This is a genomic window from Enterococcus sp. C102(2024) (genome assembly GCF_040888205.1).
Lineage (GTDB): Bacteria > Bacillota > Bacilli > Lactobacillales > Enterococcaceae > Enterococcus > Enterococcus faecalis.
In genome coordinates this window covers 151,915-176,942 of the sequence record NZ_JBFOHH010000005.1, presented here as the reverse complement: position 1 = coordinate 176,942, position 25,028 = coordinate 151,915, and the positions used below count along the sequence as shown (strand labels likewise).

Sequence of the window (25,028 nt, the reverse complement as noted above, 5' to 3'; positions counted from 1 at the left end):
TTCCTTGTGCAATTGCATCGTTGACAGTACACTACCTCTAATCCGGTAATACACGAACTCCTTGAACAAAAACGTTAACTGAATTCGCAGTGACACCTAATAATGTTTCAAGATTATATTTTACTTTTTCTTGGACGTTACGAGAAACTTCAGAAATTTTTGTACCATAACTAACAATCGTGTAGACATCCACTGCGATTCCGTTGTCTTCTTGACGAACAACGACACCACGTGAGTAATTCTCACGACGTAAAATATCGTTTAAGTTATCTTTAATTTGATTTTTGCTTGCCATTCCGACAATTCCGTAAATATCTGTCGCAGCTCCGCCAACTACTGTAGCGATCACATCATTGGTAATCTCAATGGTACCTGCGGGTGTTTGAATTTTTACAGCCATTGATGAAAGCCTCCTTATAAGAGCACATTCGCCCTATTTTCTTCCATAACATTTTATCATATCCAGCCTTTAATTAAAAGGAAGTTCGTCAGATATTATAGACCCTTCCTCATAATTACCAACATTTGTACAATTTACAACGTTTGTCGTGCATTGTCAATGCAGAAAAAGACAAGATTCGACTTGGTTCATTGAATCTTGTCTGGTGATTTTAGAGGTTTTTCATGGCTCTCACTGAGACTAAACATCTTTCTCCATTACTCATTTCGACAATCCGTTCGCTTTTTATAATTTTACTTATATGCTTGCGGTTGATTAAATATGATTTGTGACAACGATAAAAGTCATTAGACTGTTCTTCAATCTCCTTTAAGGAACCATAAAATTCCATTTCTCCGTTTTCAAGATGTAAAACGATTTTATGCGATACGGAAGAAGATTCAAAAAAAATGATTGTTGCCATATCTACAGACCGAATGGTATCGCCGTCCTTAAATTTAAATAATTTTTTTGTAGCTCCACGCTCACTAGTTATACGTTCATGAGCCAATTGAATATTTTCACAGATTTTCTGCTGTAGATGTTCTTTGTTGTCTTTAATGATATAGTCCAGCGCTTCCACTTTATACGTAAACGTCAGATAGGACAGTTCCCCATGTGTTGTGACAAAAACGATTTTACCTAAATTATCGTAGTCTCTGATTTTAGCTGCTAAGGTTAATCCTGACATTTCATGTTGTAAATCAACATCTAGAAAATATAACCCAATTATTCTAGACTGACTTTTGACAAATTCAAGTACTTCTAACGGATTTCCTGTTGAAAAAATCAGTTCCATATCAAGACTTTCCATCATTATGTAATTTTTAACATAGGTTTCCAACATTTGTCGTTGTCGCCAATCATCTTCGCAAATAATAATAGAAATCACCTTATTCGCACCTCCTATTGTTTTCAATCGTCAATTTTTGAGTAAACCATCCATCACTGATGGAGGTAGCTAGTTGAACATTATTTAGGGATTGAAGCAATTCTTGAACATTACTCAATCCCATTCCTCTATCAGTGCCCTTTAATGAAAAACCGCGTTGCTTAAGTAGATGGAATTTTGGTAAATTTTTCCTACATGAATTTTGGATAATAATATGTACAGCAGAGGCATCTTTATATACAGCGATTACAAGCTTACCCTCACCTAAAAATTCGATTTCTTCTATAGAGTTATCTAAAAAAATACCTAGTATTCTAACCAAAGAAATTGAGTCAATGGCTAATTCTTCAATTGGTTCAGTCACTTCTAACTGTACATCCATTCCTTTTTCTTGCGTTGAAATCAACTTAGACACAAGGAGACTTTTAACTTCTCTTACTCGAATGTTTCCAATCGTTTCTAACTTGAACCCATTTTGGTCAATGCATTTTGATGCTTTCTTTATTTTACTGAAATAATAGTCATTAAGACTCTCGTAATCTCCACTTACAATAAAATCTTCTAATGAATTTAGGATATTTTTATAATCATGCCGAAACTTCCGAATCTCCTTGAATTGTTTCTCCATTGCCTCCATATATCTCTGATTTTCTAAATATTCTCTTTCCTTCTGTTGAAGATCATATTTATTTTTGAGCGAACTAAGATACACAATAAAAGAAATTAATGAAACGACTAAATAGAGCGTGAGAAAGATTGAATTTACTACAATTATTTCCTTGTTATTCCCCAGATATTTTCCTAAAATCAGACTGGTATAGTAGATAATCATTGTGCCGATTCCTATCAAATTAAACAGCAGAAGACACTCATTGATAATAGAAAACTTTTTTTCTATTTTTTTTATCCCCTTTATCATTAATATCGTCAGAATTACTGATAGTGCTAGCCGAAATGTACTGTGTAAAAACATAGTTAAATTACTTGAAAAAATTAGTTCTGTGCCAAATATTTTTCCCTTTATAAAGGATACAAACTGACCACTTATAGCTGAAATAATGACGATATAAGAATTTATACCTAAAACTTTAATAAGGCTTTTAGAGATAAAAAAATAACCTAAAATTATTATACTCAAATAAATCCAAGCAAATCCATACATTCCTATAGCAGAAATTATTTTGCCATTCAAAATTGCGATAACCATCAAGCCGAAAATACTATGTAAAGTAATTTTTTTATTAAGCTTTACTACTTTTGACTTTAGATAATTAAAGAACACTTGAAACACTGCCGTGATATTACTTAGAATAAAAAGAAATCTCTCCAAATTAAAACCTCCTTATATTTCAGTTAATAAAAAAAGTATATACTCTAATAAAAGACAATTCAAGCTTTCTTTAAAAGTGAAACTGAGAAAAATTAGTTTTCAGTGCCCGACTATTACGCTATAAACAAAAATTGTACACTCGCTATACTGAGTGTACAATTTCAATTACTTTTTTATTTATCAAAATAAATGTTTTATACATGAGAGTTGCGACAAGATTTTTTATACTCATCTAACATAATATTTCCCAGATTTAAACGCTTTTTTGAAAACATTTATAAGTTTATCTCCACTATAAATAAACACGCCCCCTTGATAAACACTCTTCCCTAGAAACGCTAAAATCATAGTAAAGACCAGATTAATTCCCATCGCTATTGCAAAAGCATTTAACGATGCATCCCCCAGCATATAACGTGCGTACATGACTATCGGTGATAGATACGGTATATAAGATGAAATGATAGTCGCTTGGTTACTTCCTAATCCAGTTGCAAGAATCATTACCATAAACATCGCAATAAATAAAGGAATAATCAAAATATACATCAACTGTTGAACTTCCTGAACAGAGGAAACAACAGAACCTAAAATAGCAGCCGTAACAGAATATAGCAAATAACCTAAAACGAAACATATGACAGCTAAGATGATTGCTTGACTATTTTTGCCTTCACTCAAAAAGTCAAATACTCCTGTACTATCTCCAAAAATTCCATAAGATGCATACGCAGCCCCAAAAATTGCTGCTGCTTGCGTTATCCCAACTAGCCCAATGCCAACAATTTTACCAATTAAATGCTGAACTGGTGTAATTGTTGTGAGTAAAATTTCCATAACTCTTGAACTCTTTTCCACCGCAATGTCTTGGGCAACCATTGTAGAAAAGAGCATAACTGCAATGTAGAGAATAAAACCAACAATATAAACTAGTATTAATGTTTGAACCGAATTATCTTGATTTCCAGCTAAAGATTCTAAGGATAAACGTGTGCTTTCATTCAAAAACTGTTGTTGCGCCGCATCAATATTTAATTGATTTAATTTAATCGATTGATTTACAGTGGTTACAAGACTTTGTAATTGTTCAGACACATTATATTGGAGAGCTCCTTCGTAATAAATTTTTCCTTCGTATAGACCAGTGCTACTTTTTTCAATTTTCAAAATAGTTTTACTCGCTCTATCTTTCAGCTCTTTCTCAGCATCTGATAACTTTTGACCGCCGTCAACAAAGTTCAGATTGGTACCTTTACCAACTTCTTTCAGCATAGTAACAGTCTCTTGATTATTTGAAACAACAAGGATGGTTTCTTTACTTGGTTCCTCTTTTTTTAGAATCCCTTCATAATTCATTCCCAAAAATGTCCCTACCATCAAAACCAACAGTATAATAACAAACACTTTTGACACGACTTTTTGTTTGTATGTTTCTAAAGCAATCGTCACTATATTTTTCACTTTACTCACCCACTCTTTCTAGAAAAATATCATTTAACGAAATTGGCTCAATTCTGAATTGCTGAATATTTTCTGATTGAAAAATAAATTTTTGAATTTTCTTCGCAGTACATTCATCTTTTACATAAAAAGAAATAACATCATTTTCTTCTTTATACGATTCTATTTCAAAATCTTGCTTTAATATTTCTCTGTCAAAATCAGCCTGAACAATCACTTTTCTTTTATCCGTTTCATCTTTGATTTCTTTTAAATTTCCTTCTAAAAGAACCTCACCCTTTTTCATCATACAAATGTTTTCACAGATTTCTTCTACGTTTGCCATTTGATGAGAGCTGAAAATTATCGTAGCACTATTTTCCTTCAAAAAAAGAATTGCTTCTTTTAGTTGATTCGCATTAATCGGGTCTAGCCCAGAGAATGGTTCATCCAAAATGACAAGCTTGGGTCCATGAATGATCGACGCAATAAATTGAATCTTTTGTTGATTCCCTTTTGACAATTCACTAATTTTTCGATCTACGTTCTTTTGTATCTTAAAAAAATCCAGCCAAAAGAGGATACTTTTTTCAATTTCTTTCTTTTTCATTTTACGGAGCTTCCCAAAGAAAGTTAATTGTTGTCTCACCGTTCTTTTCGGATATAGTCCACGCTCTTCTGGAAGATAACCGACTTCTTTAGCATCAAAGCGATCAACTTTACGTCCCTGCCATGTTATTTCCCCTTCATCAGGAGAGTAGATGCCTAAAATATGGCGGAAAATAGTAGTTTTACCTGCACCGTTTGCGCCTAAGAAGCCATAAATTTCTCCTTCTGGAATAGTCAAATTGATTCCTTTAATAATTTCCTGCTCATCCATTTTCTTTTTCAACTTTTTGATTTCTAAGCTCATATTTTCCTCCTTTTTCAATTATCTAAGTACTTTAATTATATTAATCAAACACGAACCACTACATTTTTTTCTTGAACTCTTAAATTTTCGTCTTTATCGTCTTACGTTTGTGCATGGATTTCTTAAGTATTTAAAATCAGACAATGAAAAACTATCACCTGACAAGCTACTTTTGTTGTTAGTCACTAAAAATCTTCTTGCAAATCAGTGCCTAATATGATAAATTAAGTTAGTATGAGCTGAATATTATCGCTCCAAGATCAAGGCAAAGGAGGAAACTTAAAATGGCAAAAGTATGTTACTTCACTGGTCGTAAGACTTCAAGTGGTAATAACCGTTCACATGCGATGAACTCAACAAAACGCACTGTGAAACCTAACTTACAAAAAGTTCGCGTATTAATCGATGGTAAACCTAAAAAAGTTTGGGTGTCAACTCGTGCTTTGAAATCTGGTAAAATCGAACGTGTTTAATAAACTTAAATAAGCAAAGCTGGACGTTCGTTGTTCGGCTTTTTTTATTGCATAAAAAGAAGTTGGACCTTCATCACTTTGATGAAGGTCCAACTTCTTTTTACTTGTCTTTACTTTGAATAACTGCAATCATCCCTGCATCGAAGGAAAAAGCAGCGGCTTCTTCGATAAATTCATTACTTGCATACGATGTTGGATAAGGAACATCTTGATTGGTTAATAAATATTTACTGCGTCGTAGCGTCAAGTTTTCTACAGGCGTCAAACAGCAGTAGGCCAGATATTCTTTATCTGGCTCTTTCGGTACGATATACGAACCAGGGGCGTAATACTGGATGCTATTTTGACGATCGCATAGACGGATTTGGCGAAGTACGCCTTGAAATCGTGGTTCAAAGGGTAACCAAAGATTGGCTAATAAGTGGTCAATTCTGCCCCCTGTCGCACCGATAATCGTCATCTCTGCTTGTGGAAATCGTTGTAAAGCTTCTTGAAGCGCTAATTGTGTATCTGTATCATCTTTTTCAGCAGGTGCTTGGATAAGTGTTTCGGCAGTTTCTTGGACAAAATGGTATTCTTCTCGTGATAATGAATCAAAATCGCCCACTGCTAATTGTAACGGTAAATCGGCCTCTAATAAATGGAGACAGCCGCGATCAATACCTACGAAATAATCATACGTAGCTGGTTCAATGGTTGGCCAATCACTTGGCTCGCCGCCAGCTACCAGTAAGACACGACTCATTTGTCTAGCACTGCTCTCAGTGCATCGATTCGTTCTTGAGGATTTTCAGCATTATAAATGTAGGAGCCTGCAACAAACACTTCCGCACCGGCTTCTTTACAGCGTGCGGCAGTTTCAGGAACAATCCCGCCATCGACTTCAATTTCATAGGTGTATCCTTTTGTTTCTTTCCATTCTTTTAATTGAGCAATTTTTTCTAGTGAGTTTTCAATAAATGATTGTCCGCCAAAGCCTGGATTGACAGTCATTACCAAGACTTGGTCTGCTAAGTCTAATACATTTTCAATCATCGAAAGTGGTGTCCCAGGATTGATGGTTACGCCAGCTTTCACACCCGCATTTTTAATCATTTGTAAGGCACGATGAATATGGGGTGTTGCTTCTTGATGGACAGTAATAATATCCGCACCGGCTTCCGCAAAGGCATTGATATAGTTTTCAGGTTGTACAATCATCAAATGAACATCCAATGGTAGTTTTGTCACTGGACGAATCGCTGAAACGATATTCGGTCCTAAGGTAATGTTGGGCACAAATTGACCGTCCATGACATCAACATGAATATAATCTGCTCCTAATTCTTCTACTAAACGGATATCTCTTTCTAAATTGGCAAAATCGGCACTTAAAATGGATGGTGCTAGTTTCATTTGGCTCGCTCCCTTTATATTTGCTATGATTTTTTCTTATAAACAGGTCGTCGATTCTCGATTTCCATTAAAAACTGTAAATAATTTTCGTAACGACTCGTCGCAATGGTTCCCGCTTCCACTTGGCGTTTCACTTCACAACCAGGTTCTTTGTGGTGCATACATTCACGAAACTTACAGTGAGAGGCCGCGGCAACAAATTCAGGAAATTGCTTTGGTAATTCCACTGCTTCCATCTCCAAGAAATCGATGGCACTAAATCCTGGTGTATCAGCAACCAAACCGTCGTATAACGGAATCAATTCCACGTGACGGGTCGTATGTTTGCCCCGTCCTAAAGATTGGGAAATTTCCGCAGTTGCTAGTTGTAATTCTGGTGAAATTTGATTCAACAATGTTGATTTTCCAGCGCCTGATTGTCCCATAAAAACAGTCAACCGTTCTGGGAAAAAGCGTTCTAATTCTTTGGTGGCTTCTACGTCTTCCGAAGCGATCACCGCATAACCTAACGCTTCATAAATCTGTTTAATTTCAGTGACTTCTTGACGTTGCGGCTCATCTAATAGATCAACTTTCGTTAAATAAATAACTGGTTCTATATCCTTATACTCTAAGCTGACTAAGAAACGATCCAACAAATTAAACGAAAAATTTGGCGAAACCATACTCATGACAACCACACCTAGATCCACATTTGCAACAGGCGGGCGCACTAATTCATTTCGTCTTGGTAAAATTTCCAACACATAACCATCTGTTAAATTATCGCTTTCAAAAAGTACTTCATCTCCCACGAGTGGCGTAATTTTTCGATTACGAAAATTCCCTCGCGCTCTTGTTTGATATGTTTCTCCATCTGCGTATACATAATAAAAACCGCTTAACGCTTTTCTGATTTGACCTTTCAGATAAACCACTCCTAACTACTTTCGAATATACAGGATAGTGGCAGAGAAATCAAGGGAGCCTCTCGATTCTATTAATTAAAAAGAGCCTAGGACATAAGTCGAAATGACTTACCTTCCTAGACCTAAATCTTAAGATAAATGGCGGGGCAGGAGCGGCTTCTTCTTATTGCTGAGAAACACTATTTGAAAAGCAAATAGATGTTAAACAGTACCTACTTGGTTCTTGAAGCTAAACACTCCTGTCCCAACCTCTTGTCTTAATTACTCGTACTACTTTCACTAGTGGTGCTTTTTGAATCATTTGCTTTTGAATAATAAACCGTAACAGAGTCGCCTTTTTTGACTTTGCTGCCAGCGGATGGGCTAGTTCGTTCAACGACTTGGCCATCGCCAGAGCCAGATAATCCTTGTTCATTGATTTTAAGGCCAGCGTTATTGATGCTGTCTTCTGCAGCTTTTGGCGAATAACCTGAAATATCGGGAACAGTTACTGAGTCGCTGCCTTTGCTGACATGTAAAGTAATCGTGTCATTTTTCGGATCAACAGCGGTACCAGAAGCTGGCTCTTGACTAATCACGGTATCTTTTTCAACTTTGTCGCTTTCTTCGTCCACTCGTTTAATTTGAGATTCTGGGATACCTAAAGCAATTAAGCGACTTACCGCATTATCGTAAGAAATTCCGCTATAATCAGAAAGTGTCACTTTGTCGCTACCTTTACTTACATATAACGTCACTTGACCATTTTTAGGTGTCACGGTGCCCCCTGGTGCGGGGTCTTGCGTAATGACTAAACCTGGTTCTACCGTATCGCTTGCTTGGTCGACACGCGTAATTTGAGATTCAGAAATACCTAATTGTGCCAGTGCATTTACTGCATTTGTGTAAGAATAACCGGCGTAACTAGGCAAAGTAACCGCTTCTGGTCCTTCACTGACCGTTAAAGTGACGTTGTCTTTTTTCGGATCAACTTTTTTACCTGCAGCTGGTTTTTGTTTAATAATGTTATCTGTAGACACAGAATCACTGTATTCTTTTTTTGTTGTAATTTGGTCTTCTGAAAACCCTAGTTTTTTCAAGGCTTCGACAGCAGATTCATACGATTCGTTTGTATAATCGGCCATCTCAATTTTTTCTGTTCCAGAGCTGATGTATAAAGTAACAGATCGGCCTTTTTTCACAGATGATTTTGCTTCGGGGTCTGTTTTGACCACCTTGCCTTCTTCAATCTTATCGTCGGGAATTTTTTTGGTCTCACTATCGACTTTCAGCCCGGCACTTTGTAGCGCTTGTGAAGCGTCCGCTTTCGTTTCATTTGTAACATCAGGAACTTCAACGTCTTTACCACCCGACATTGCAAAGGCTAAGCCACCTATTGCTAAAGCAATTAATGCCGCAATTGCTAAGCCAATCCACAATTTTTTGCGGTTTTTCTTCGGTGGTTGTTCAGCTAAAATGTCATCTGCGATATCTTCTGGGACTTCGACAGGCGTTGTCTCTTCCGGTTCAGCGATATCTTCGGGAATCGGAGTTAGTACTTTCGTTTCTCCTAATAAAGCCGTTGGTTCCCACGCAGGTTCGTTTAAACGACTGGCTGACAAGGACGTGTATAAGTCTTCTGCCATCTCATTCGCTGTTTTGTAGCGGTCGCTTGGGTCTTTTGCGGTTGCGTGACGAACCACATTTTCCAATGATTGAGGAATCCCTGGATCAAACATTTTAACAGAGGGAATTTCTTCTTGAAAATGTTTTAAGGCAATCGTTACGGCTGATTCACCATCAAAAGGTACATTCCCTGTTAGCATTTCATAGAGAATAATTCCCACAGCGTAAATATCTGATTGGTTGGTCGCCATGCTTCCGCGCGCTTGTTCTGGCGATAAGTAATGCACCGAACCTAACATTGTGTTCGTTTGCGTAATTGACGTTTCTGACAAAGCAATCGCAATCCCAAAGTCAGTAATTTTGACTGTGCCGTGTTCGTCAATCAGAATGTTTTGCGGTTTTAAATCCCGGTGAATAATTCTATGTTCATGTGCCATTGCGACAGCAGATAAAATTTGTTGCGTAATGTCCACAACTGTGGAATAAGGGATTGGGAAATGCGTTTGGATGTAACGTTTTAAGTCCATTCCTTTCACATATTCCATGACTAAATATTGTAGTCCATCTTCTTCGCCTACATCGTACACACTGACGATATTCGGGTGAACCAGCTCAGTTGCGGCTAGTGCTTCACGCTGAAAACGTCGGATGGCGGCTTGATCGTTTTGGAAGTCAAAGCGCAAGACTTTTACTGCAACGTCTCGGTCTAAAATTAAATCGTGTGCTAAATAGACGTTGGCCATGCCGCCGCTTCCGATGCTGCCAATAATGTGATATCGACCATTCAGCTTCTTGCCGATTTCTATCATTGGTTTTCCTCCTTCTGTTCGTCAAAGTGTATCACTAACACGGTAATGTTATCTAAACCACCCGCTTCATTTGCTTGGGCAACGAGTTGGCTTAATTTGGATTCTAAGGGGTCTGACGTCTCTAAAATTTCTAAAATTTTTGTCTCAGAAACCATATTGGTTAAGCCGTCCGAACATAACAGTAAATAGTCATTAGGCAGCCATTCATGATTGGTTACATCGACTTCGACAGTACCAGGCATTCCCAAAGAACGTGTTAGGACATTTTTTCGTGGATGATTTGCAGCCATCTCACGAGTAATCTCCCCTGATTTTACTAGTTCATTCACTAAAGAATGATCTTCTGTTAATTGTAACATGTGTTGGTCACGAACTAAATAAGCACGACTGTCCCCCACATTTGCTAAGACAAATGAATCCGGTAAAAGGATGGCACCAACCACGGTTGTCCCCATTCCTAAATACTCTGGTTTCGATTGTCCGCGTTCATAAATTTTTTCATTTTCCTTTTGAATTGCTTGAATTAACCACTGTGCAGATTTTTCAGCTGAGTCGACAGACGCATTGGACCAACTCTCACCTAAATTATTGACTGCCATTTGGCTAGCGACATCACCTGCTTGGTGACCACCCATGCCATCTGCTAAAACAGCAAAGGTTATGTGTTGTTGGTTCTCAAAAACGTTGGCATAATCTTGGTTCGTATTTCTTTTGCGACCGACATCTGATTGAACGTTGATTTCCAAATTATTTCACCTCATTTGAACTAACTTTCCGCATACAGCAAATAAAGAAGCCATCTGTCATGTATTGATGGGGATACAGAACCAGTTCTTGCTCTTTTACTACTGCTTGGACGTTTTCATTTGCAACAATTTCAATTTTTTCAAATTCAGGGTGTTTGGCTAAAAAGGCTGCCACCACTTCCTGATTTTCTTCTGGCGTAATAGTACAAGTGCTATAGACCATTATACCCCATTGTTTTAGTGTTGGGGCAACACTTTCTAAGATTTCTAACTGAATTTTAGGTAAATTTTGAAAATCATTGGCCGTTTTATGGTATTTAATGTCTGGTTTACGGCGCATCAGCCCTAAGCCTGAACATGGCGCATCAACTAAAATCCGATCAAAGGTTTCTGCGGGAAATTCTTCTGCCACTTGTCGCGCATCAAGCTTTTCTGCTTGGACGACATCCGCCACATGGAGGCGCTGCGCATTTTCATTAATTAGCTTAATTTTGTGCGCATGAATATCTAAAGAAGTCACACGACCACCTGCTTCAGCCTCTAAAAAAGTTGCGATATGAGTCGTTTTGCCACCAGGAGCCGCGCAGGCATCCAAAACACGATGATGCGGTTCAATTTGCATCGCTGGAGCCACGAGCATAGAGCTTTCATCTTGAATGGTTAAACAACCGTTAATAAACAGTTCACTGCCAGCTAAGTAGCCTTTTTCAGCGACAACACCATAAGGGGAAAGTTGACTTTCCTTCGCGGCAATCCCTGTTTCTTGTAATTCTTCCAGCGCTTCTTCTCGTGAAATAAACCGTGTGTTTACTCGGCCACTCGCATGGCTTTTTTCAAATAATGACAAACCCAACTGCCGTGTTTCTTCTTCGCCTAATTGGGCAAGTAATTTTTCTGTTAACCAACGTGGCATGCTAATTTCCGTGGCTAAACGATCAACTGGATCGCTAATTGCGGCCAAACTAGGTGCTCCATTTCGTTGGAACGCCCGCAGCACGCCATTCACGAATTTACCAATCCCAGGATTGCCACGACGTTTGCCAATTTCAACCGCTTCATTAATGACTGCATGATCGGGTACTTTATCTAAATAAAGTAATTGATATAACGATAAAATCAATAAATTTTTCACCCAATTATCGACTTTTTGCGGTTTCTTAACAAATGGTGTTAAGTAGTATTCCAACAATAATTTGCGACTAATTGTGCCGTAGACAAGTTCTGTAAACAAGCGGCCATCTTTCTCGCTTAGTTCTGATTTTGTCATCATTTCATTAAGTAAAAGATTGGAGTACGCCCCACCTTTATCCACACGTTCGATGGTTTCTAAAGCAACGTATCGAACAGAACGTTTTAATTTCTTGGGGATTTTTTCAGCCATTTTTGTTAGTCCACCTTATCTTTTTCTGCGACATTTTGACCAACGCCATTTAAAAATTCTTGAATCGTTAATTGACCTTTACCTGCTGGTTGCAGGCGATCAATTTGAAGAACTGTCCCTTCGCCACAAGCAATCCATAGCGCTTTTTTACTACGTTGGATAATCGTTCCTGGGGCGCTGGTTGTTGTTTCAGTCAGTGGTGTCACTGCCCAAATTTTCCAGTTGGTCCCTTGATAGGTTGTGAACGCTGTTGGCCAAGGACGCATACCACGCACTTGGTTATCAATTGCCTCAGCAGTTTTTTGCCAGTCAATTCGTTCTTGTTCTCGGGTAATATTGGGTGAAAAAGTAGCCTCTTCTTCCACTTGTGGAATAGGCGTAATTTCGCCAGCAATTAGCTTAGGTAACGTTTCTAATAAAAGTTCTTTTCCTAGAATGCTTAATTTTTCAAACATGGTGCCTACATCATCTTGTTTCGTAATCGGAATTGCACGTTGCGATAAAATCGCGCCAGCATCCATTTTTTTCACCATTTCCATAATCGTGACGCCTGTTTCTTTTTCTCCTTCAATAATCGAGTAATGTACAGGTGCGCCGCCACGATATTTTGGTAAAAGTGAGGCATGGACATTAATCGCACCTAGTTTGGGCGCTTTTAAGATTTTCTCTGGTAAAAATTGACCAAAGGCTGCTGTCACAATTAAATCTGGTGCTAAGTCAATCACTTTTTCCATTTCAGGAGAACCTGAAATTTTCTCTGGTTGTAAGACTAATAAGTTATGTTTTAAAGCTGCTTCTTTGACAGGCGTTGGGGTAATCACTTTTTTTCGGCCAACTGGTCGATCTGGTTGCGTGACAACCGCTTGAACGTCATAGCCTGCCTCGATTAAACTTTCTAAAATCGGAACAGAAAAGGCTGGTGTGCCCATAAATACAATTTTAGTCATCAAAATGTTCCTCCATATACGCTTCTAAATCTTCTGGTGCAATTTTCTCAATCATTTTATCGATAAATAACTCGCCATTCAAATGATCAATTTCGTGTTGAAAAGCTCGAGCTAAATAGCCGTAAGCCGTAACTTCCATTTCTTCACCTTCACGGTCAAAATAACGGACAGTCACTTCATCTGCTCGTTCAACGGTTCCATATGTTTCTGGAATACTTAAACAGCCTTCCACATCAATACTGGTTCCTTTTTTTTCAATAATCACAGGATTAATTAGTTCAAAACGACCAGATTCTTCATCGATTTCAATCACTGCCATTTGCAAATTTTTCCCAATTTGCGGGGCTGCTAAGCCAATCCCATCATGGGCCAGCATTGTTTCATACATATCCTCTAGTAATTGCACAATTTCATCGGTAATAATCGTCACAGGTTGAGCCTTCATTTTTAAGTGTTCGTTCGGGTGAATCACAACTGGATAGCGCATAAGTGCTCCTTTCAAAGCTGTATTTTTTAAATAAAATTCATGGGTTCTGCATCAATGGAAAGCTTTAAGCCACGAGCCGTTGCTCGTTGTGTATCGGTTAAAATTTCTTTCAATAATGGTTGAAGCATTGGTTCTTGTTTATACTTGATAATCACTTGATAAAAGTAACGATTATTGACACGCATGATTGCGTTGGGCGTTGGTCCCAACAAAATAGCTTGCGGCGATAAGCCTTGTTTTAATTTCGTCGCAATTTGAAACATTTGTTTCGCTGCTTCATTCTCTTCAGGATGACTGGCCGTAATTTGGACCGTAAAATAGTACGGTGGATAATCCCCACGATGGCGGATATACATTTCTTTTGTATAAAAATCTTCATAATCTTGGGCTTTTGCCAATTGTATCGCATAATGCTCGGGGTTAAAAGATTGAATGATGACTTCCCCAGGTTTTTCAGCGCGACCAGCTCGACCGCTGACCTGTGTCAATAATTGGAAGGTCCGTTCACTGGAACGAAAATCGGGTAAATTCAAGGCGGTATCAGCATTTAAGACACCGACTAACGTCACATTTGGAAAGTCCAGTCCTTTGGCAATCATTTGTGTGCCTAATAAGATATCCGCTTGTCCTTCACCAAATGTTCGCAAAATCTTTTCATGCGCACCTTTGCGACGGGTCGTATCAACATCCATTCGGAGAATGCGACTGTCTGGTAACAACGTTTGTAATTCTTCTTCTACTTTTTGTGTGCCTGTTCCGTAGTAGCGAATTTTATCTTGGCCACAGTTAGGACAGCGATAAGGAATCCGCTCTTCATGCCCACAATAATGACATTTCATTGTTTTGCTATCCATATGCAAAGTTAAGGAAATATCACAATTCGGACACGGCAACACATAGCCACAATCGCGACACATCACAAATGACGAATAGCCACGGCGATTAAGTAGGAGAACACTTTGTTCGTTTTTCTCTAAGCGTTCTTGGAGTTTTTCTTGCAACGACATGGAAAAAGAAGAGACATTGCCATTTTCTACTTCTTGCCGCATATCCACTACATCAATCGTAGGCAAGGTTGCCGCTTGATTGGCCCTCTGTGTTAATCGTAACCGCTGATAAACATTTTTTTGTGCGCGAGCGCGTGATTCCAAGGACGGCGTGGCACTGCCTAAAACAACAGGGCAATGATGATACTCTGAACGCCAAATCGCTAAATCTCTCGCGTGGTAGCGGGGGGTTTCTTCTTGTTTATAACTTACCTCGTGTTCTTCATCAATAATGATCACACCGATGTTTTCGATTGGCGCAAAAATGGCTGAACGCGCACCAACCACAACTTCCGCTTCTCCTCGTTCAATCTTCCGCCACTCATCATATTTTTCACCTTGCGATAAGCCACTGTGCATTACAGCAACATGTTCGCCAAAGCGACTTTTAAAGCGTTGCACCATTTGCGGAGTTAAAGAAATTTCAGGGACAAGCATAATGGCTGTTTTGCCTTGGTTAAGTACTTCTGCAATGACCTGTAGATAAACTTCTGTTTTCCCACTTCCTGTAATACCTTCCAATAAGTAGGTTTGGCTTTGCTGTTCTTGGACCGATTGTAAGATTGTTTCCACAGCCACCTGTTGTTCTGCATTCAAAGATAACGCAGTCGTTTTTTCAAACGTCTGATTAGCAAACGGATCACGATACGCTTCTTTTTCAACGAACGTTAACCAACCATTTTTGGCCGCTTCATTTAAAAGTGCGGTACTGAAACCTAATTCTTTCATTTCCTTCACGGCGGTGACTTTTTCAGTACCCAAGCGTTGTAAATAGTAAAGAAGTTGCTCTTTCTTCTTAGCTCCCTTGCGTAAACCCAAACGAATTTCCTCTAATTGTTCAAATTCCTTAGCGGCTTGAATAAAGCGGACCATTTTGACTTTATTTCTCGTCGTAACTTCGTAGCGAATATCGACTTTTTGCTGTTTACGCAACGCCATTAGTTGAGGCAAAATCCCACGTTCTTGCGCTTGGTCCCACGAAATTTCCTCTAAACCATAAAATAACTGATCTTGTAATTCTTCAGAAAGCTCATCCGTTAAATAAATATATTTTTGGTAATCGGCACGCATTACGCTAGGCAACATGGTTTGCAAACAAGTGATTTTAAAGGCAAACGTTTTTTCCTTCATATAATCTGCTAAAGCCAACATTTCTGTATTTAAGACAGGTTTTAAATCCAACACCGCCACTAGTTCTTTCAACTGAACATTGGTTTCGTCAAGAACCGTTGCAGCCATTGGTTCAATGGCTAGAACAAACCCTTGAACATGCCGATTACCATTACCAAAAGGCACTTCTACACGCATGCCGACAGCCAATTGCTCATTTAAATTTTCAGGAACTAAATAAGTGAATGGTTGATCGGTTTGCATCGTTGGTACATCCACAATAACTTTGGCTACTTTTTGCATGGTGCGTCCTCCTTTTTATGTAAATTCTCTTTGCCTATTGTACTAAAGATTGACTGATTTGTCTTGTGTGTCTCGCTGGCACCTTTCAGAATAAACGAAGAGAAAGCCTCTGAAATAGACAGACGGCTTTCTCCATTCGTTGACAATCATTCAATTAATTTTTTTCGTCACGTAAACGGTTTTCTAATTCTTTTTGTTCTTGTTCACGTTGGCGTTTGCGTTCTTCACGTTCAATGCGTAGACGTTCGCGTTTTTCTTCAGGATTTGGATCACTGATCACTGTTCCTGCTTCGATTTCTTCTAACGCACGGCCCACACTTTTTACAGAATCAAAGGATTCAACGGTTGGTTGAACGCCTTCATCTAATTCATGCGCACGTTTGCTTGCTAAAATAACCAAAGAATATTTTGAAGGGACTTCTTTTAACAATGAGTCAATTGACGGTTTTAACATCATAAGGCTACATCTCCTCTAACATTTTAATATATTTTCCAATTACACGGTCAACACGGAAGTGCTCACTCGCGATAATGTCTTTAATTCGTTGCACGGCTAAAGGAACTTCATCATTCACTACCGCATAATCATACAGCGCCATCATTTCGATTTCTTCTCTGGCCACAGCCATTCGTTCTTCAATCACAGACATTTCGTCTGTTCCGCGGCCAATAATTCTTGATTTTAATTCCGCTAAATCGGGGGGTGTCAAAAAGATAAATACGCCATCAGGCACTTTGTCTTTGACTTGTTTAGCCCCTTGGACTTCGATTTCTAAAAAGACGTCTTTGCCTTCATCTAGCGTCTGGTTAACATACGTTAATGGTGTCCCATAATAGTTACCAACATATTCCGCATATTCCAACATTTCTCCAGCTTCAATCATCGCTTCAAATTCTTCTCTTGAACGGAAATAGTAATCTACTCCATCCACTTCGCCTTCTCGCTGTTTCCGAGTGGTCATTGAGATTGAATATTGAAAATCATTTTCTTCACTGTCGAAAATAGCCTTTCTTACAGTCCCTTTCCCCACTCCTGAAGGACCTGACAATACGATTAATAACCCGCGCTCTGACATAACGACTTCCTTTCAAAACATAATTTCACAGTATTAGTTCTATTTTGCACTTTTTTTCTGCAATTTTCAAGACTTTCTTGGAGATTCACTGAAAAAATAACATTTCTTCTTTAATTTGGCTTTCATAACTTGTTCTTTTTTTAAACAAATTACCTAGAATTCCTATACAGGCAGCCATTTTTTAAGTAAAATGAAGTGATGACTCCTTTAGGATGAAAAAACGTGAATAAGAAAGGACTGAGAAACATCGCACGAATTAAACCATTTACATTGTTTCTGCTAGGCTTAGTTGTCAGTTGTGGGGCCTTTTTTGCCCAACCTACTGTGACTCACGCAGAAGAAGATATTACCGCGATTGCTAAAAAAATGGGGACGACCCTGAAAGCGGATGGCATTCCCAAAGCAGCCATCGTTGTTGATGCTGATTCTGGAGAAATTCTCTGGTCGCAGCAACCAGATTTAGCGTGGAATCCTGCCAGTATTGCCAAAGTGATGACCATGTACTTGGCCTTTGAAGCAATGGAGCAAGGAAAATTTACAATGGATACGACTGTGACTGCTACACAAAAAGATGTCGATATTTCTAAAATATATGCCATTAGTAATAACAAAATTACGTTAGGTGTTGCTTATCCAGTCCGTGAACTGTTAAAAATGATTGCTGTCCCCTCTTCTAATGTGGCGACTCTCATGTTGGCAAACTTAATTTCAGGGAACCAGCCTACTGACTTTGTTCATTTAATGAATCAAAAAGCGACTGAACTAGGGATGACAAATACTACCTATTACAACTGCAGTGGAGCGCAAGCAAGTGCCTTTAACGGCCTGTATCAAATGCAAGGAATTGACCCAAATGGCGATAACGTCTCTACAGCTAGAGATTTAGCTTCACTAACCTATCATTTTCTGAAAAATTATCCAGAAATTTTAGAAATCACCAATAAGCCAGTGGTGAAAACAATGGTCGGCACGCCTTACGAGGAAACTTTTGAAGCGTACAATTATTCTTTACCAGGAGCTAAGTATGGCTACCAAGGCGTGGATGGTTTAAAAACAGGCTCTAGTCCAACAGGCGGCTTTAACTATATTGCGACTGTCAAACAAGGAGATTTCCGTTTAATTGAAGTCATTTTAGGCGTTGGTAATTGGCAAAACCAAGATGGTGAATACGAACGGCATGTGGCTGGAAATGCTTTGCTGGACTATGCCTATACGACATACGAACGCAAAAAACTTTTAGACAAAGGACCACAAACCATTGATCACAAAAAAGTCACTTTAGCTAATGATTTATACGGTGTCGTTCCCAAAGGCAGTCAGCCTACTTTTAAATTAGTAGCAGGGCAAGTGCAAGTCGACACGCCCTTGACATTATTAAATAGTACGGTTCAAGCGCCAAAAGTGGCTTACCAAGAAGTTAAGCCAAAACAAACAACAGCGGAAGCTGCGGAAGAATCAAACGAACATTCTGGGGACACCACCGTTGCAGAACCGAATCATTTTATTCCCAAATCGATTGCCACAAGTGTTTTAGTCCTTTTCGGGCTGATTTTCTCAGTAATTACCCGTCAGCTTCAAAAACGTTTAGAACGTCAGAAAAAACACGGCAAAGAAAGCAGTAAAACTGCATCCATGCGGACAATCTTTTTAAGTGCCGCAGTCCTTTCTTTCCTTTGCGCCATTGGCTTGTTTCTTTTATTCTAATTCTTAAAAATACCACCAAGCGTGAAATGCTTGGTGGTATTTTTTATAAGCCCATATTAGAAAGCGTATTGACCACGTTCATCAATTCATCGCGACGACGAACTTGTTTGTCGACAGGGCCGTCAACTTCTTTTACGTCAATGCGAACAACAAAGTGACGATTTAAAGTTACAAACGTGTCTTCGTTAATTTGGATATTTAATTCTGTTTCAGAATAGCTTGCACAAGCATCTTGCCAGACGTCAAATGGTTCTCTGTCTGAAGCGACTTCTGTTTTTACCACAGAACGACCACTTAATTCTTGAAAGGTTACATCATAAAATTTAGTCATTGCTTTCACCTCTGTCATTTATTCGTTACTTCTATATTATAGCGTTTTCTGGAAAAACACGAAACCATTTTCTCTATTCGACATTTTGAATTTGTTCACGAATCTTTTCTAAGGTTGTTTTCATTTGAACGACACTATTTTTTATTTCAATTGGACTTGATTTCGAACCAATCGTATTGACTTCACGGTTCATTTCTTGAATTAAGAAATCTAGTTCTCGGCCCACTGGTTCTGTTTCGTCAAGCAACTGATGCAACTTATCAATATGGATATCCAAACGATCCAATTCTTCATGAATATCGCCTTTTTCCAATAAAATGGCCATTTCTGTTAATAAGCGTGTTTCATCCACTTGGCTACCTAACCATTCGTTTAATTTCGCTTCAAAACGTTGACGGTATTCTTGTTCAAAAACGCCCACAAACGCTTGCAGCTCTTGAATTGATTGGGTCAACACTGCTACATAGTCAAGCAGGACTTGTTTAATTTGCGTTCCTTCTTGCACACGGCTTTGGTCAAGACTAGCGATGGCTGCTTCAAATGCTTGAACAAGAAATGGTTCAAATGTCTGATCAGCAATTTCTGCTTCCACTATTTCGACAAAATCATTTTGCTTTAATAAATGGTTGACCGTGTCCCCTGCATCAAACGTTGCTTCCGGATAGTTTTCCTTTAAATGTTGATCTACCGAAGTTAATAATTGATCAATTAAGTCCCACTGCACGCGAACTTCTTTTTGATTGTTGCCGATTTTTTGGAGATTTACATAGACTTCCACACGTCCACGTTTTAACGTGCGTTTGATTACTTGCCGAATCACCAGTTCATAGGCATTCAGTTCCTTTGGCATACGCAACTGAATATCTAAAAACCGCTGGTTGACACTTTTGACTTCGACATCCAATTGATAATTTTCATTTTGAATGGTCTTTTTTCCAAATCCAGTCATACTTTTCATTGACAGGGTGCTCCTTTTACATGGATTTAATTGTTTTGCTTAATTCAGCAAATTCTTCGTTAGTTAAGGTGATGCCTTTACCCATTTTTTCGTGATCAGGGGCCCACTCACGCAAATCAAATTTTGGTGGACGACCATTCCAACTAATTAAATTCAATTCTTTACGCCAGCCACGAGCATTCTCAGATAACACAGCGACTTCTTCTAAAATTTCATATGAAAATTCTTCTTTCATAACATTCACTCCTTGTTAGTATTCCTTAGGTTATTGTACCATCTTTTCCTCGACACTTAAAATACACATCTCTTTTCTATCACCCTGTCTATATAAACATACGCAACTTTTTCAAAAAATCAGTAAAAAAAGCGACGACTGCTCGTTTCAATCGTGTCAGTCACCGCTTCTCTGTTTATTCTTTTTCTGTATAAAGATCCACCACTTCAAAGCTTTGGCAAACTAACAGCATGTCGGGATAAAATTGTAGCTGATAGGGGGCCAGTTCTTCTTTAAAGAACCGCGCATGCTCTTCATACCAATAATCCAATGTCAAATCTCCTTCACCTTCTGCTTGCGCAAAAGATTCTGAGACCTTGTTCATGGGCATAATTTCAACTTTGGTTGTTCGAATAATAGCCAGCGGTTGAGACTGACCATCTAAAATTATGTCGTATTGACCAGCTTTAGGGAGTTGTTCTCCTTCCATCTTATAAATATCTAAAGAAGAACATGTCGCTGTCTTACGACCAGAAACAACCAATTGACCCAAACGATTACCCATCTCAGAAGAGCCATCACCAAACATCCACACATCGGGCATCAGCATATCTAATTCATGTTTATCTAAAAAGTTTTGCCAGAACACTTCTACATTTTTTAACATCCTTTGCTCTCCTTTTTATTTTTACTTCACGCAACCTTCTTTCACTAATTATACATAACTGATTGCTTTTCTCCTATACTATTTTTACAAAATGAAAACTAAAATAATGTCAGTAGTATTTGGACAGAAAAAAAAAGAGGACTAAGTAACAAAACTTAGCCCATCTTTTTATTTTGCTTGTCGTTCTTTGATTTTCGTGAGTAAAGATTGAACATGCTGGCGTGCCGAAGCTTCATCTTCTTGAAGCATCTTTTCTGATAAAATAAAGGAACCGCCCACTGCTAATACTTCTTTGGCTTCCACATACTCTATAAAGTTTGTTTCATCAATCCCACCAGTTGGTAAAAATTGAACATCATAAAACGGGCCACTTAAACTTTTGATGGCTTTTAACCCGCCGTAAATATCGGCTGGGAAAAATTTAACCACTCGTAAGCCATACGCCAGCGCTCGCTGAATCTCCCCAGGCGTAGCTGTTCCTGGAAAAATAGGCACCTCATTTGCCAGACAAAAATCAATGACTTCTGGAACAATCGCTGGGGAAACAATGAACTGTGCACCGTTCGCTACTGCCTCTTGGGCTTCTTTCAAGGTTCGAACAGTTCCTGCGCCTACTATTAAATTCCCTGAAGCAGCAAGTTGTTTGATGGCAGGCAAGGCCAGCTGACTCCGAAAAGTGACTTCAATAAACGGTAATTCGTTTTCTACTAAGACTGATTCTACTTGTGGCAAATAGCGTAAATCTGTTGCAGTGTATAGTGGTAAAAGTTTACATGTCGCTAATTGTTGATACAGTTGATTTTTTTCAACTTTTGTTTCCATTCTGTCACTTCCTATTTCGTTTGGCTTTGGTTGCTTCGTACAGTCCTTGAATATAGGTCAACCCCATTGCTCGATCATATAAACCATAACCAGGCATCGCTTTTTCATCCCAAATTGCCCGCCCATGGTCAGGGCGAATAACGCCTTCATACCCTACGTCTACCAGTGCTTGCATTAATTCCGCCATATCTAACGAACCAGCGACACTCGGATGCGCCGTTTCTTCAAAACGATGCTCGCCTAAATACTTCACATTGCGGAAATGAACAAAATTAATTCTGTGACCTATTTCACGAATCATAGCAGGCAAATCATTCGTCGGATCCGCACCAAGGGAACCTGTACAAAATGTAATCCCATTTGCTGGTGAGTCCACCAAGGAAAGGATCCGTTTTAAATCCGCTAAATTTTTAGTGATTCTTGGCAAACCAAAAATTTCCCAAGGTGGATCATCGGGGTGAATCCCCATTTTGATATTTTCTTCTTCACAGACAGGAATCACACGTTCTAAAAAGTAGCGCAAATTTTCGACCAAATCTTCTTCTGTTACGCCGGCATACATGGCTTTCAATTCTTGAAATTGTTGCAAACGCTCCTCTTCCCAACCTGGTAACCGGAATCCTTTTGACTGACTGTGAATTAATTGATACATGTCTTCTGGCTGCATGTTCTCTACCACAGCTTGATCAAATAACAACGATAAGCTGCCATCTTCATTCTCATACGCCAAGTCCGTTTTAGCCCAACCAAAAATAGGCTTGAAACTGTAGCACACTAAGGAAATTCCACATTTCCCCAAGTTACGTAACGTTTGGCGATAATTATCAATATAATGGTCTCGTTGATCCGTTCCCGCTTTAATGGCATCATGAATAGCGACACTTTCAATTCCTAAAAGTGCCAATCCTTCTTGTTCTACCGATTGTTTAAGTGCCTGAATTTCGGCTACAGTCCAAACATCGCCTGGTAGTTTATTTAACAAGGTACCGACAACGCCAGTAATTCCTGGAATCTGTCGAATGTGTTTTAATGGAATAGCATCGCCTGCCGCTCCGTACCATCTAAATCCCCATTTCATTGCTTTCACCCTTTACTACATTCTTAAAAATCATCGTCCTCATCCTCTTCATCCTCAAATGAAGTCATAGAAATATCCCATGCTTGCACACTTTCTTTGCCTTGCGCAACAATCGCTTGCGCCGCTTCAGCAATCGGTGTGCCCAATAATTGATGGTTTATCGCTTCTAAGACCATTGGTAGGTTGGTACCACTCACCACAAAGATTTTCTTTTGTAGTGCTGGTTCGAGTTCGTTAATCACCAAAACTGCCTGATTGTAAGGACTTGCACTTAATAAGTCAACCATGACCAACACGCCATCCCCTTGTTGGACGTTCTCAATCGCTGTTTTAATTTGTCCGCCTAGTGCTTGGACATCGTCTCCACTATTTAGATTAACAGTTTCGATATTTTCGGTTGTGCCCATAATCACGGTAGCTGCGTCTTTTGCACCGTCACTTAGTGCACCATGTGTAGCAATCACAATCCCTAACATAAAAGTTCCTCCTTCAATCCAGCGGCTCGAGTCATTGCTTCAAACAGTCATGCAATGACTCAAGCGACTGGCTTTTTTTATAAATTAAATTTGCCTAAAACCTCTTTTAAACTAGTTTTTGGTGCAGAAGGCGTTGCTTGGAAATAAATATCTTCTACGCCATACACCTCATGTAGTTCTTTTAATTTTTCAGCATCTTCTTTGTTTAAATAAACAGATTTGGTTACTAATAAATCTTTTTCTGGATTTTTCTGTGCGATACCGCCGATGTTTAACTCCTTCATAGGGACTCCGTGTTTTACTAAGTCATAAATTACAGAGACGGTTTTAGCGATTAAAATACAGTTATACTCTTTGAATTGGTATTCATCCCAATAAAATTTGGCTTTTTCCGGCGTAATGACAATGGTTTTTTGTCCTGTCCGACTGCCTGCACTTTTGTATAAATCACGCATAAATTTATCCTTTGCCACCACTTCATCGACAACGAAAATGGAATTAACGCCACTTTTTTGGGACAAGGTCACCATCACTTGTCCATGAATTAATCGTTCATCTACTCTTGCTAAATTTACTACGCCCATCTGATTCACGTCCTTTTCTTTTTATAAAATACCGACTGTTGCTAAGACAATTAAAATACCTGTTAACCACAATAATGCTTGCGTAACTTTCAAACCTTTTTTCGTATAGAACCAATACACGCCCATTACGACAGCTAGCGGCAAGAGTCCTGGGACAATCTGATCAAGGATATCTTGGACCACAAACTCACGGCCAGAAAGTTTAAATTGAAGAGTTGAAGAAACTTTGACATAATTACCAGCTAAAATTCCCATCATGAACAACCCTAAAACAGATAACATTTCAATGGCTTTTTGAATCCCCGCACTTTGCATTAAGCCTGTGGCATTCCGCCCCATTTTGAAGGATTGTCTCGCAAAGAACACACCTAACAGTACTTGATAAAGGGCAAACGCCACAAATGGGAAAATCGCACCTAATGCGCTACCTTGTTGCGCCCACGGCACCGCAATCGCAATAAAAATATATTGAACCGTACCTGAGTCAATCGCATCACCAATCCCCGCTAACGCGCCCATCAATCCAGCTTTGGTGTTATACATTAAATCATCTTGCATCATGATTTCGCGGCCTTCATGTTCTTCTTTGGCCCGCTCTTGTTCCATAGAAGCCATCAACCCAGTAATGACCCCGCCGCCCCAACTTAACTGCGTATTGAAAAACAGCAGTTGACGCATATAAGCGGCTTTTAATTGTTCATCGTCTTTATATAATTTCTTTAAAAGTGGCATCATTGCGTACAATAACGAAGGCGCCAAGTAACGTTCAAAGGAATGGGGAATTTCATTGGCAAAATGCCAACGGAGATAGGCTTTTGTAACATCTTTATTGGTAATTTCTTCTGGTGCTAAATTCGTTGTTTTCGGCACGACTTTTTCTGTTGTTTCCGTCAT

27 protein-coding genes are annotated in these 25,028 nt (G+C 38.9%); 2 read left to right on the top strand and 25 right to left on the bottom strand.

The annotated features are described in order from the left end of the window. Positions 1 to 37: 37 nt before the first annotated feature. The 5 genes from AB3I34_RS11070 to AB3I34_RS11050 all read right to left on the bottom strand — a co-directional run bounded on the left by AB3I34_RS11070 (position 38) and on the right by AB3I34_RS11050 (position 5,014). On the bottom strand, positions 38 to 400 hold the full coding sequence (locus AB3I34_RS11070) for an Asp23/Gls24 family envelope stress response protein (protein WP_002354933.1): 363 nt from the start codon (positions 398 to 400) through the stop codon (positions 38 to 40). A gap of 211 nt (positions 401 to 611) precedes the next feature. Beyond that, a complete protein-coding gene (locus AB3I34_RS11065; RefSeq protein ID WP_010712895.1) occupies positions 612 to 1,331 on the bottom strand; it encodes a LytTR family DNA-binding domain-containing protein in 720 nt (239 codons plus the stop codon). Between the two features lies 1 nt (position 1,332). Further along, positions 1,333 to 2,661, bottom strand: a complete 1,329-nt coding sequence (locus AB3I34_RS11060; RefSeq protein ID WP_085444181.1) for a sensor histidine kinase — start codon at positions 2,659 to 2,661, stop codon at positions 1,333 to 1,335. 228 nt (positions 2,662 to 2,889) lie between these two features. Next, on the bottom strand, positions 2,890 to 4,131 hold the full coding sequence (locus AB3I34_RS11055) for an ABC transporter permease (protein WP_002375557.1): 1,242 nt from the start codon (positions 4,129 to 4,131) through the stop codon (positions 2,890 to 2,892). Next, a complete protein-coding gene (locus AB3I34_RS11050) occupies positions 4,124 to 5,014 on the bottom strand; it encodes an ABC transporter ATP-binding protein (protein WP_002415653.1) in 891 nt (296 codons plus the stop codon). Before AB3I34_RS11050 ends, AB3I34_RS11055 begins: the two co-directional genes overlap by 8 nt. Positions 5,015 to 5,298: 284 nt before the next feature. Here AB3I34_RS11050 and rpmB point away from each other — a divergent pair, with 284 nt between their 5' ends. Continuing rightward, the gene (gene rpmB / locus AB3I34_RS11045) at positions 5,299 to 5,487 is read left to right on the top strand and encodes a 50S ribosomal protein L28 (protein ID WP_002354928.1); all 189 of its coding nucleotides are present in this window, start codon (positions 5,299 to 5,301) and stop codon (positions 5,485 to 5,487) included. A gap of 100 nt (positions 5,488 to 5,587) precedes the next feature. Here the strand turns inward: rpmB and AB3I34_RS11040 are convergent, their stop codons facing one another. The 11 genes from AB3I34_RS11040 to gmk all read right to left on the bottom strand — a co-directional run bounded on the left by AB3I34_RS11040 (position 5,588) and on the right by gmk (position 17,300). Next, entirely contained in the window at positions 5,588 to 6,232 is a 645-nt protein-coding gene (locus AB3I34_RS11040) for a thiamine diphosphokinase (protein WP_002415652.1), read from the bottom strand. Then, positions 6,229 to 6,882 carry a ribulose-phosphate 3-epimerase gene (rpe, locus tag AB3I34_RS11035; protein WP_002354925.1) on the bottom strand — a complete coding sequence of 218 codons (654 nt, stop codon included), beginning with the start codon at positions 6,880 to 6,882 and terminating at the stop codon, positions 6,229 to 6,231. Before rpe ends, AB3I34_RS11040 begins: the two co-directional genes overlap by 4 nt. A gap of 23 nt (positions 6,883 to 6,905) precedes the next feature. Then, positions 6,906 to 7,799: a ribosome small subunit-dependent GTPase A gene (gene rsgA, locus AB3I34_RS11030; RefSeq protein WP_002359046.1), complete on the bottom strand. Its 894-nt coding sequence runs from the start codon at positions 7,797 to 7,799 to the stop codon at positions 6,906 to 6,908. A 248-nt stretch (positions 7,800 to 8,047) separates the two neighbouring features. Next, the gene (gene ireK / locus AB3I34_RS11025) at positions 8,048 to 10,204 is read right to left on the bottom strand and encodes a serine/threonine protein kinase IreK (protein ID WP_002370103.1); all 2,157 of its coding nucleotides are present in this window, start codon (positions 10,202 to 10,204) and stop codon (positions 8,048 to 8,050) included. Further along, on the bottom strand, positions 10,201 to 10,950 hold the full coding sequence (locus AB3I34_RS11020; RefSeq protein WP_002375547.1) for a Stp1/IreP family PP2C-type Ser/Thr phosphatase: 750 nt from the start codon (positions 10,948 to 10,950) through the stop codon (positions 10,201 to 10,203). Before AB3I34_RS11020 ends, ireK begins: the two co-directional genes overlap by 4 nt. A gap of 1 nt (position 10,951) precedes the next feature. Further along, a complete protein-coding gene (rsmB, locus tag AB3I34_RS11015) occupies positions 10,952 to 12,331 on the bottom strand; it encodes a 16S rRNA (cytosine(967)-C(5))-methyltransferase RsmB (RefSeq protein WP_002354921.1) in 1,380 nt (459 codons plus the stop codon). A gap of 5 nt (positions 12,332 to 12,336) precedes the next feature. After that, positions 12,337 to 13,278 carry a methionyl-tRNA formyltransferase gene (gene fmt / locus AB3I34_RS11010; RefSeq protein WP_002365369.1) on the bottom strand — a complete coding sequence of 314 codons (942 nt, stop codon included), beginning with the start codon at positions 13,276 to 13,278 and terminating at the stop codon, positions 12,337 to 12,339. After that, positions 13,271 to 13,765: a peptide deformylase gene (def, locus tag AB3I34_RS11005; protein WP_002371656.1), complete on the bottom strand. Its 495-nt coding sequence runs from the start codon at positions 13,763 to 13,765 to the stop codon at positions 13,271 to 13,273. The genes fmt and def overlap by 8 nt, the downstream gene beginning before the upstream one ends. 26 nt (positions 13,766 to 13,791) lie before the next feature. Beyond that, on the bottom strand, positions 13,792 to 16,224 hold the full coding sequence (priA, locus tag AB3I34_RS11000; RefSeq protein WP_085444182.1) for a primosomal protein N': 2,433 nt from the start codon (positions 16,222 to 16,224) through the stop codon (positions 13,792 to 13,794). A gap of 154 nt (positions 16,225 to 16,378) precedes the next feature. After that, positions 16,379 to 16,681, bottom strand: a complete 303-nt coding sequence (rpoZ, locus tag AB3I34_RS10995; protein ID WP_002354916.1) for a DNA-directed RNA polymerase subunit omega — start codon at positions 16,679 to 16,681, stop codon at positions 16,379 to 16,381. 4 nt (positions 16,682 to 16,685) lie between these two features. Beyond that, a complete protein-coding gene (gene gmk / locus AB3I34_RS10990) occupies positions 16,686 to 17,300 on the bottom strand; it encodes a guanylate kinase (protein WP_002354915.1) in 615 nt (204 codons plus the stop codon). A 222-nt stretch (positions 17,301 to 17,522) separates the two neighbouring features. On the opposite strand from gmk, the gene AB3I34_RS10985 reads away from it, so the two are divergent. Beyond that, positions 17,523 to 19,004, top strand: a complete 1,482-nt coding sequence (locus AB3I34_RS10985) for a DUF1958 domain-containing protein (protein ID WP_002415650.1) — start codon at positions 17,523 to 17,525, stop codon at positions 19,002 to 19,004. 43 nt (positions 19,005 to 19,047) lie between these two features. Here the strand turns inward: AB3I34_RS10985 and AB3I34_RS10980 are convergent, their stop codons facing one another. The 9 genes from AB3I34_RS10980 to AB3I34_RS10940 all read right to left on the bottom strand — a co-directional run bounded on the left by AB3I34_RS10980 (position 19,048) and on the right by AB3I34_RS10940 (position 25,028). Continuing rightward, positions 19,048 to 19,353: a hypothetical protein gene (locus AB3I34_RS10980; protein WP_002383233.1), complete on the bottom strand. Its 306-nt coding sequence runs from the start codon at positions 19,351 to 19,353 to the stop codon at positions 19,048 to 19,050. 55 nt (positions 19,354 to 19,408) lie between these two features. Further along, a complete protein-coding gene (locus AB3I34_RS10975; RefSeq protein WP_002367442.1) occupies positions 19,409 to 20,293 on the bottom strand; it encodes a YicC/YloC family endoribonuclease in 885 nt (294 codons plus the stop codon). 16 nt (positions 20,294 to 20,309) lie between these two features. Further along, positions 20,310 to 20,528 carry a YdbC family protein gene (locus tag AB3I34_RS10970; RefSeq protein ID WP_002381076.1) on the bottom strand — a complete coding sequence of 73 codons (219 nt, stop codon included), beginning with the start codon at positions 20,526 to 20,528 and terminating at the stop codon, positions 20,310 to 20,312. Between the two features lie 175 nt (positions 20,529 to 20,703). Beyond that, a complete protein-coding gene (locus tag AB3I34_RS10965; protein WP_002368453.1) occupies positions 20,704 to 21,174 on the bottom strand; it encodes an ASCH domain-containing protein in 471 nt (156 codons plus the stop codon). A gap of 168 nt (positions 21,175 to 21,342) precedes the next feature. Then, the gene (locus AB3I34_RS10960; RefSeq protein WP_002354907.1) at positions 21,343 to 21,996 is read right to left on the bottom strand and encodes a bifunctional 4-hydroxy-2-oxoglutarate aldolase/2-dehydro-3-deoxy-phosphogluconate aldolase; all 654 of its coding nucleotides are present in this window, start codon (positions 21,994 to 21,996) and stop codon (positions 21,343 to 21,345) included. A 4-nt stretch (positions 21,997 to 22,000) separates the two neighbouring features. Beyond that, positions 22,001 to 23,074 (bottom strand): mannonate dehydratase, encoded by a 1,074-nt coding sequence (gene uxuA, locus AB3I34_RS10955; RefSeq protein ID WP_010712897.1) that lies wholly within the window; start codon positions 23,072 to 23,074, stop codon positions 22,001 to 22,003. A gap of 23 nt (positions 23,075 to 23,097) precedes the next feature. Next, positions 23,098 to 23,550: a PTS sugar transporter subunit IIA gene (locus AB3I34_RS10950; RefSeq protein ID WP_002381074.1), complete on the bottom strand. Its 453-nt coding sequence runs from the start codon at positions 23,548 to 23,550 to the stop codon at positions 23,098 to 23,100. 77 nt (positions 23,551 to 23,627) lie between these two features. After that, positions 23,628 to 24,134 carry a PTS sugar transporter subunit IIB gene (locus tag AB3I34_RS10945; RefSeq protein ID WP_002354904.1) on the bottom strand — a complete coding sequence of 169 codons (507 nt, stop codon included), beginning with the start codon at positions 24,132 to 24,134 and terminating at the stop codon, positions 23,628 to 23,630. Positions 24,135 to 24,155: 21 nt separating this feature from the next. Next, positions 24,156 to 25,028: a PTS system mannose/fructose/sorbose family transporter subunit IID gene (locus AB3I34_RS10940; RefSeq protein WP_002354903.1), complete on the bottom strand. Its 873-nt coding sequence runs from the start codon at positions 25,026 to 25,028 to the stop codon at positions 24,156 to 24,158.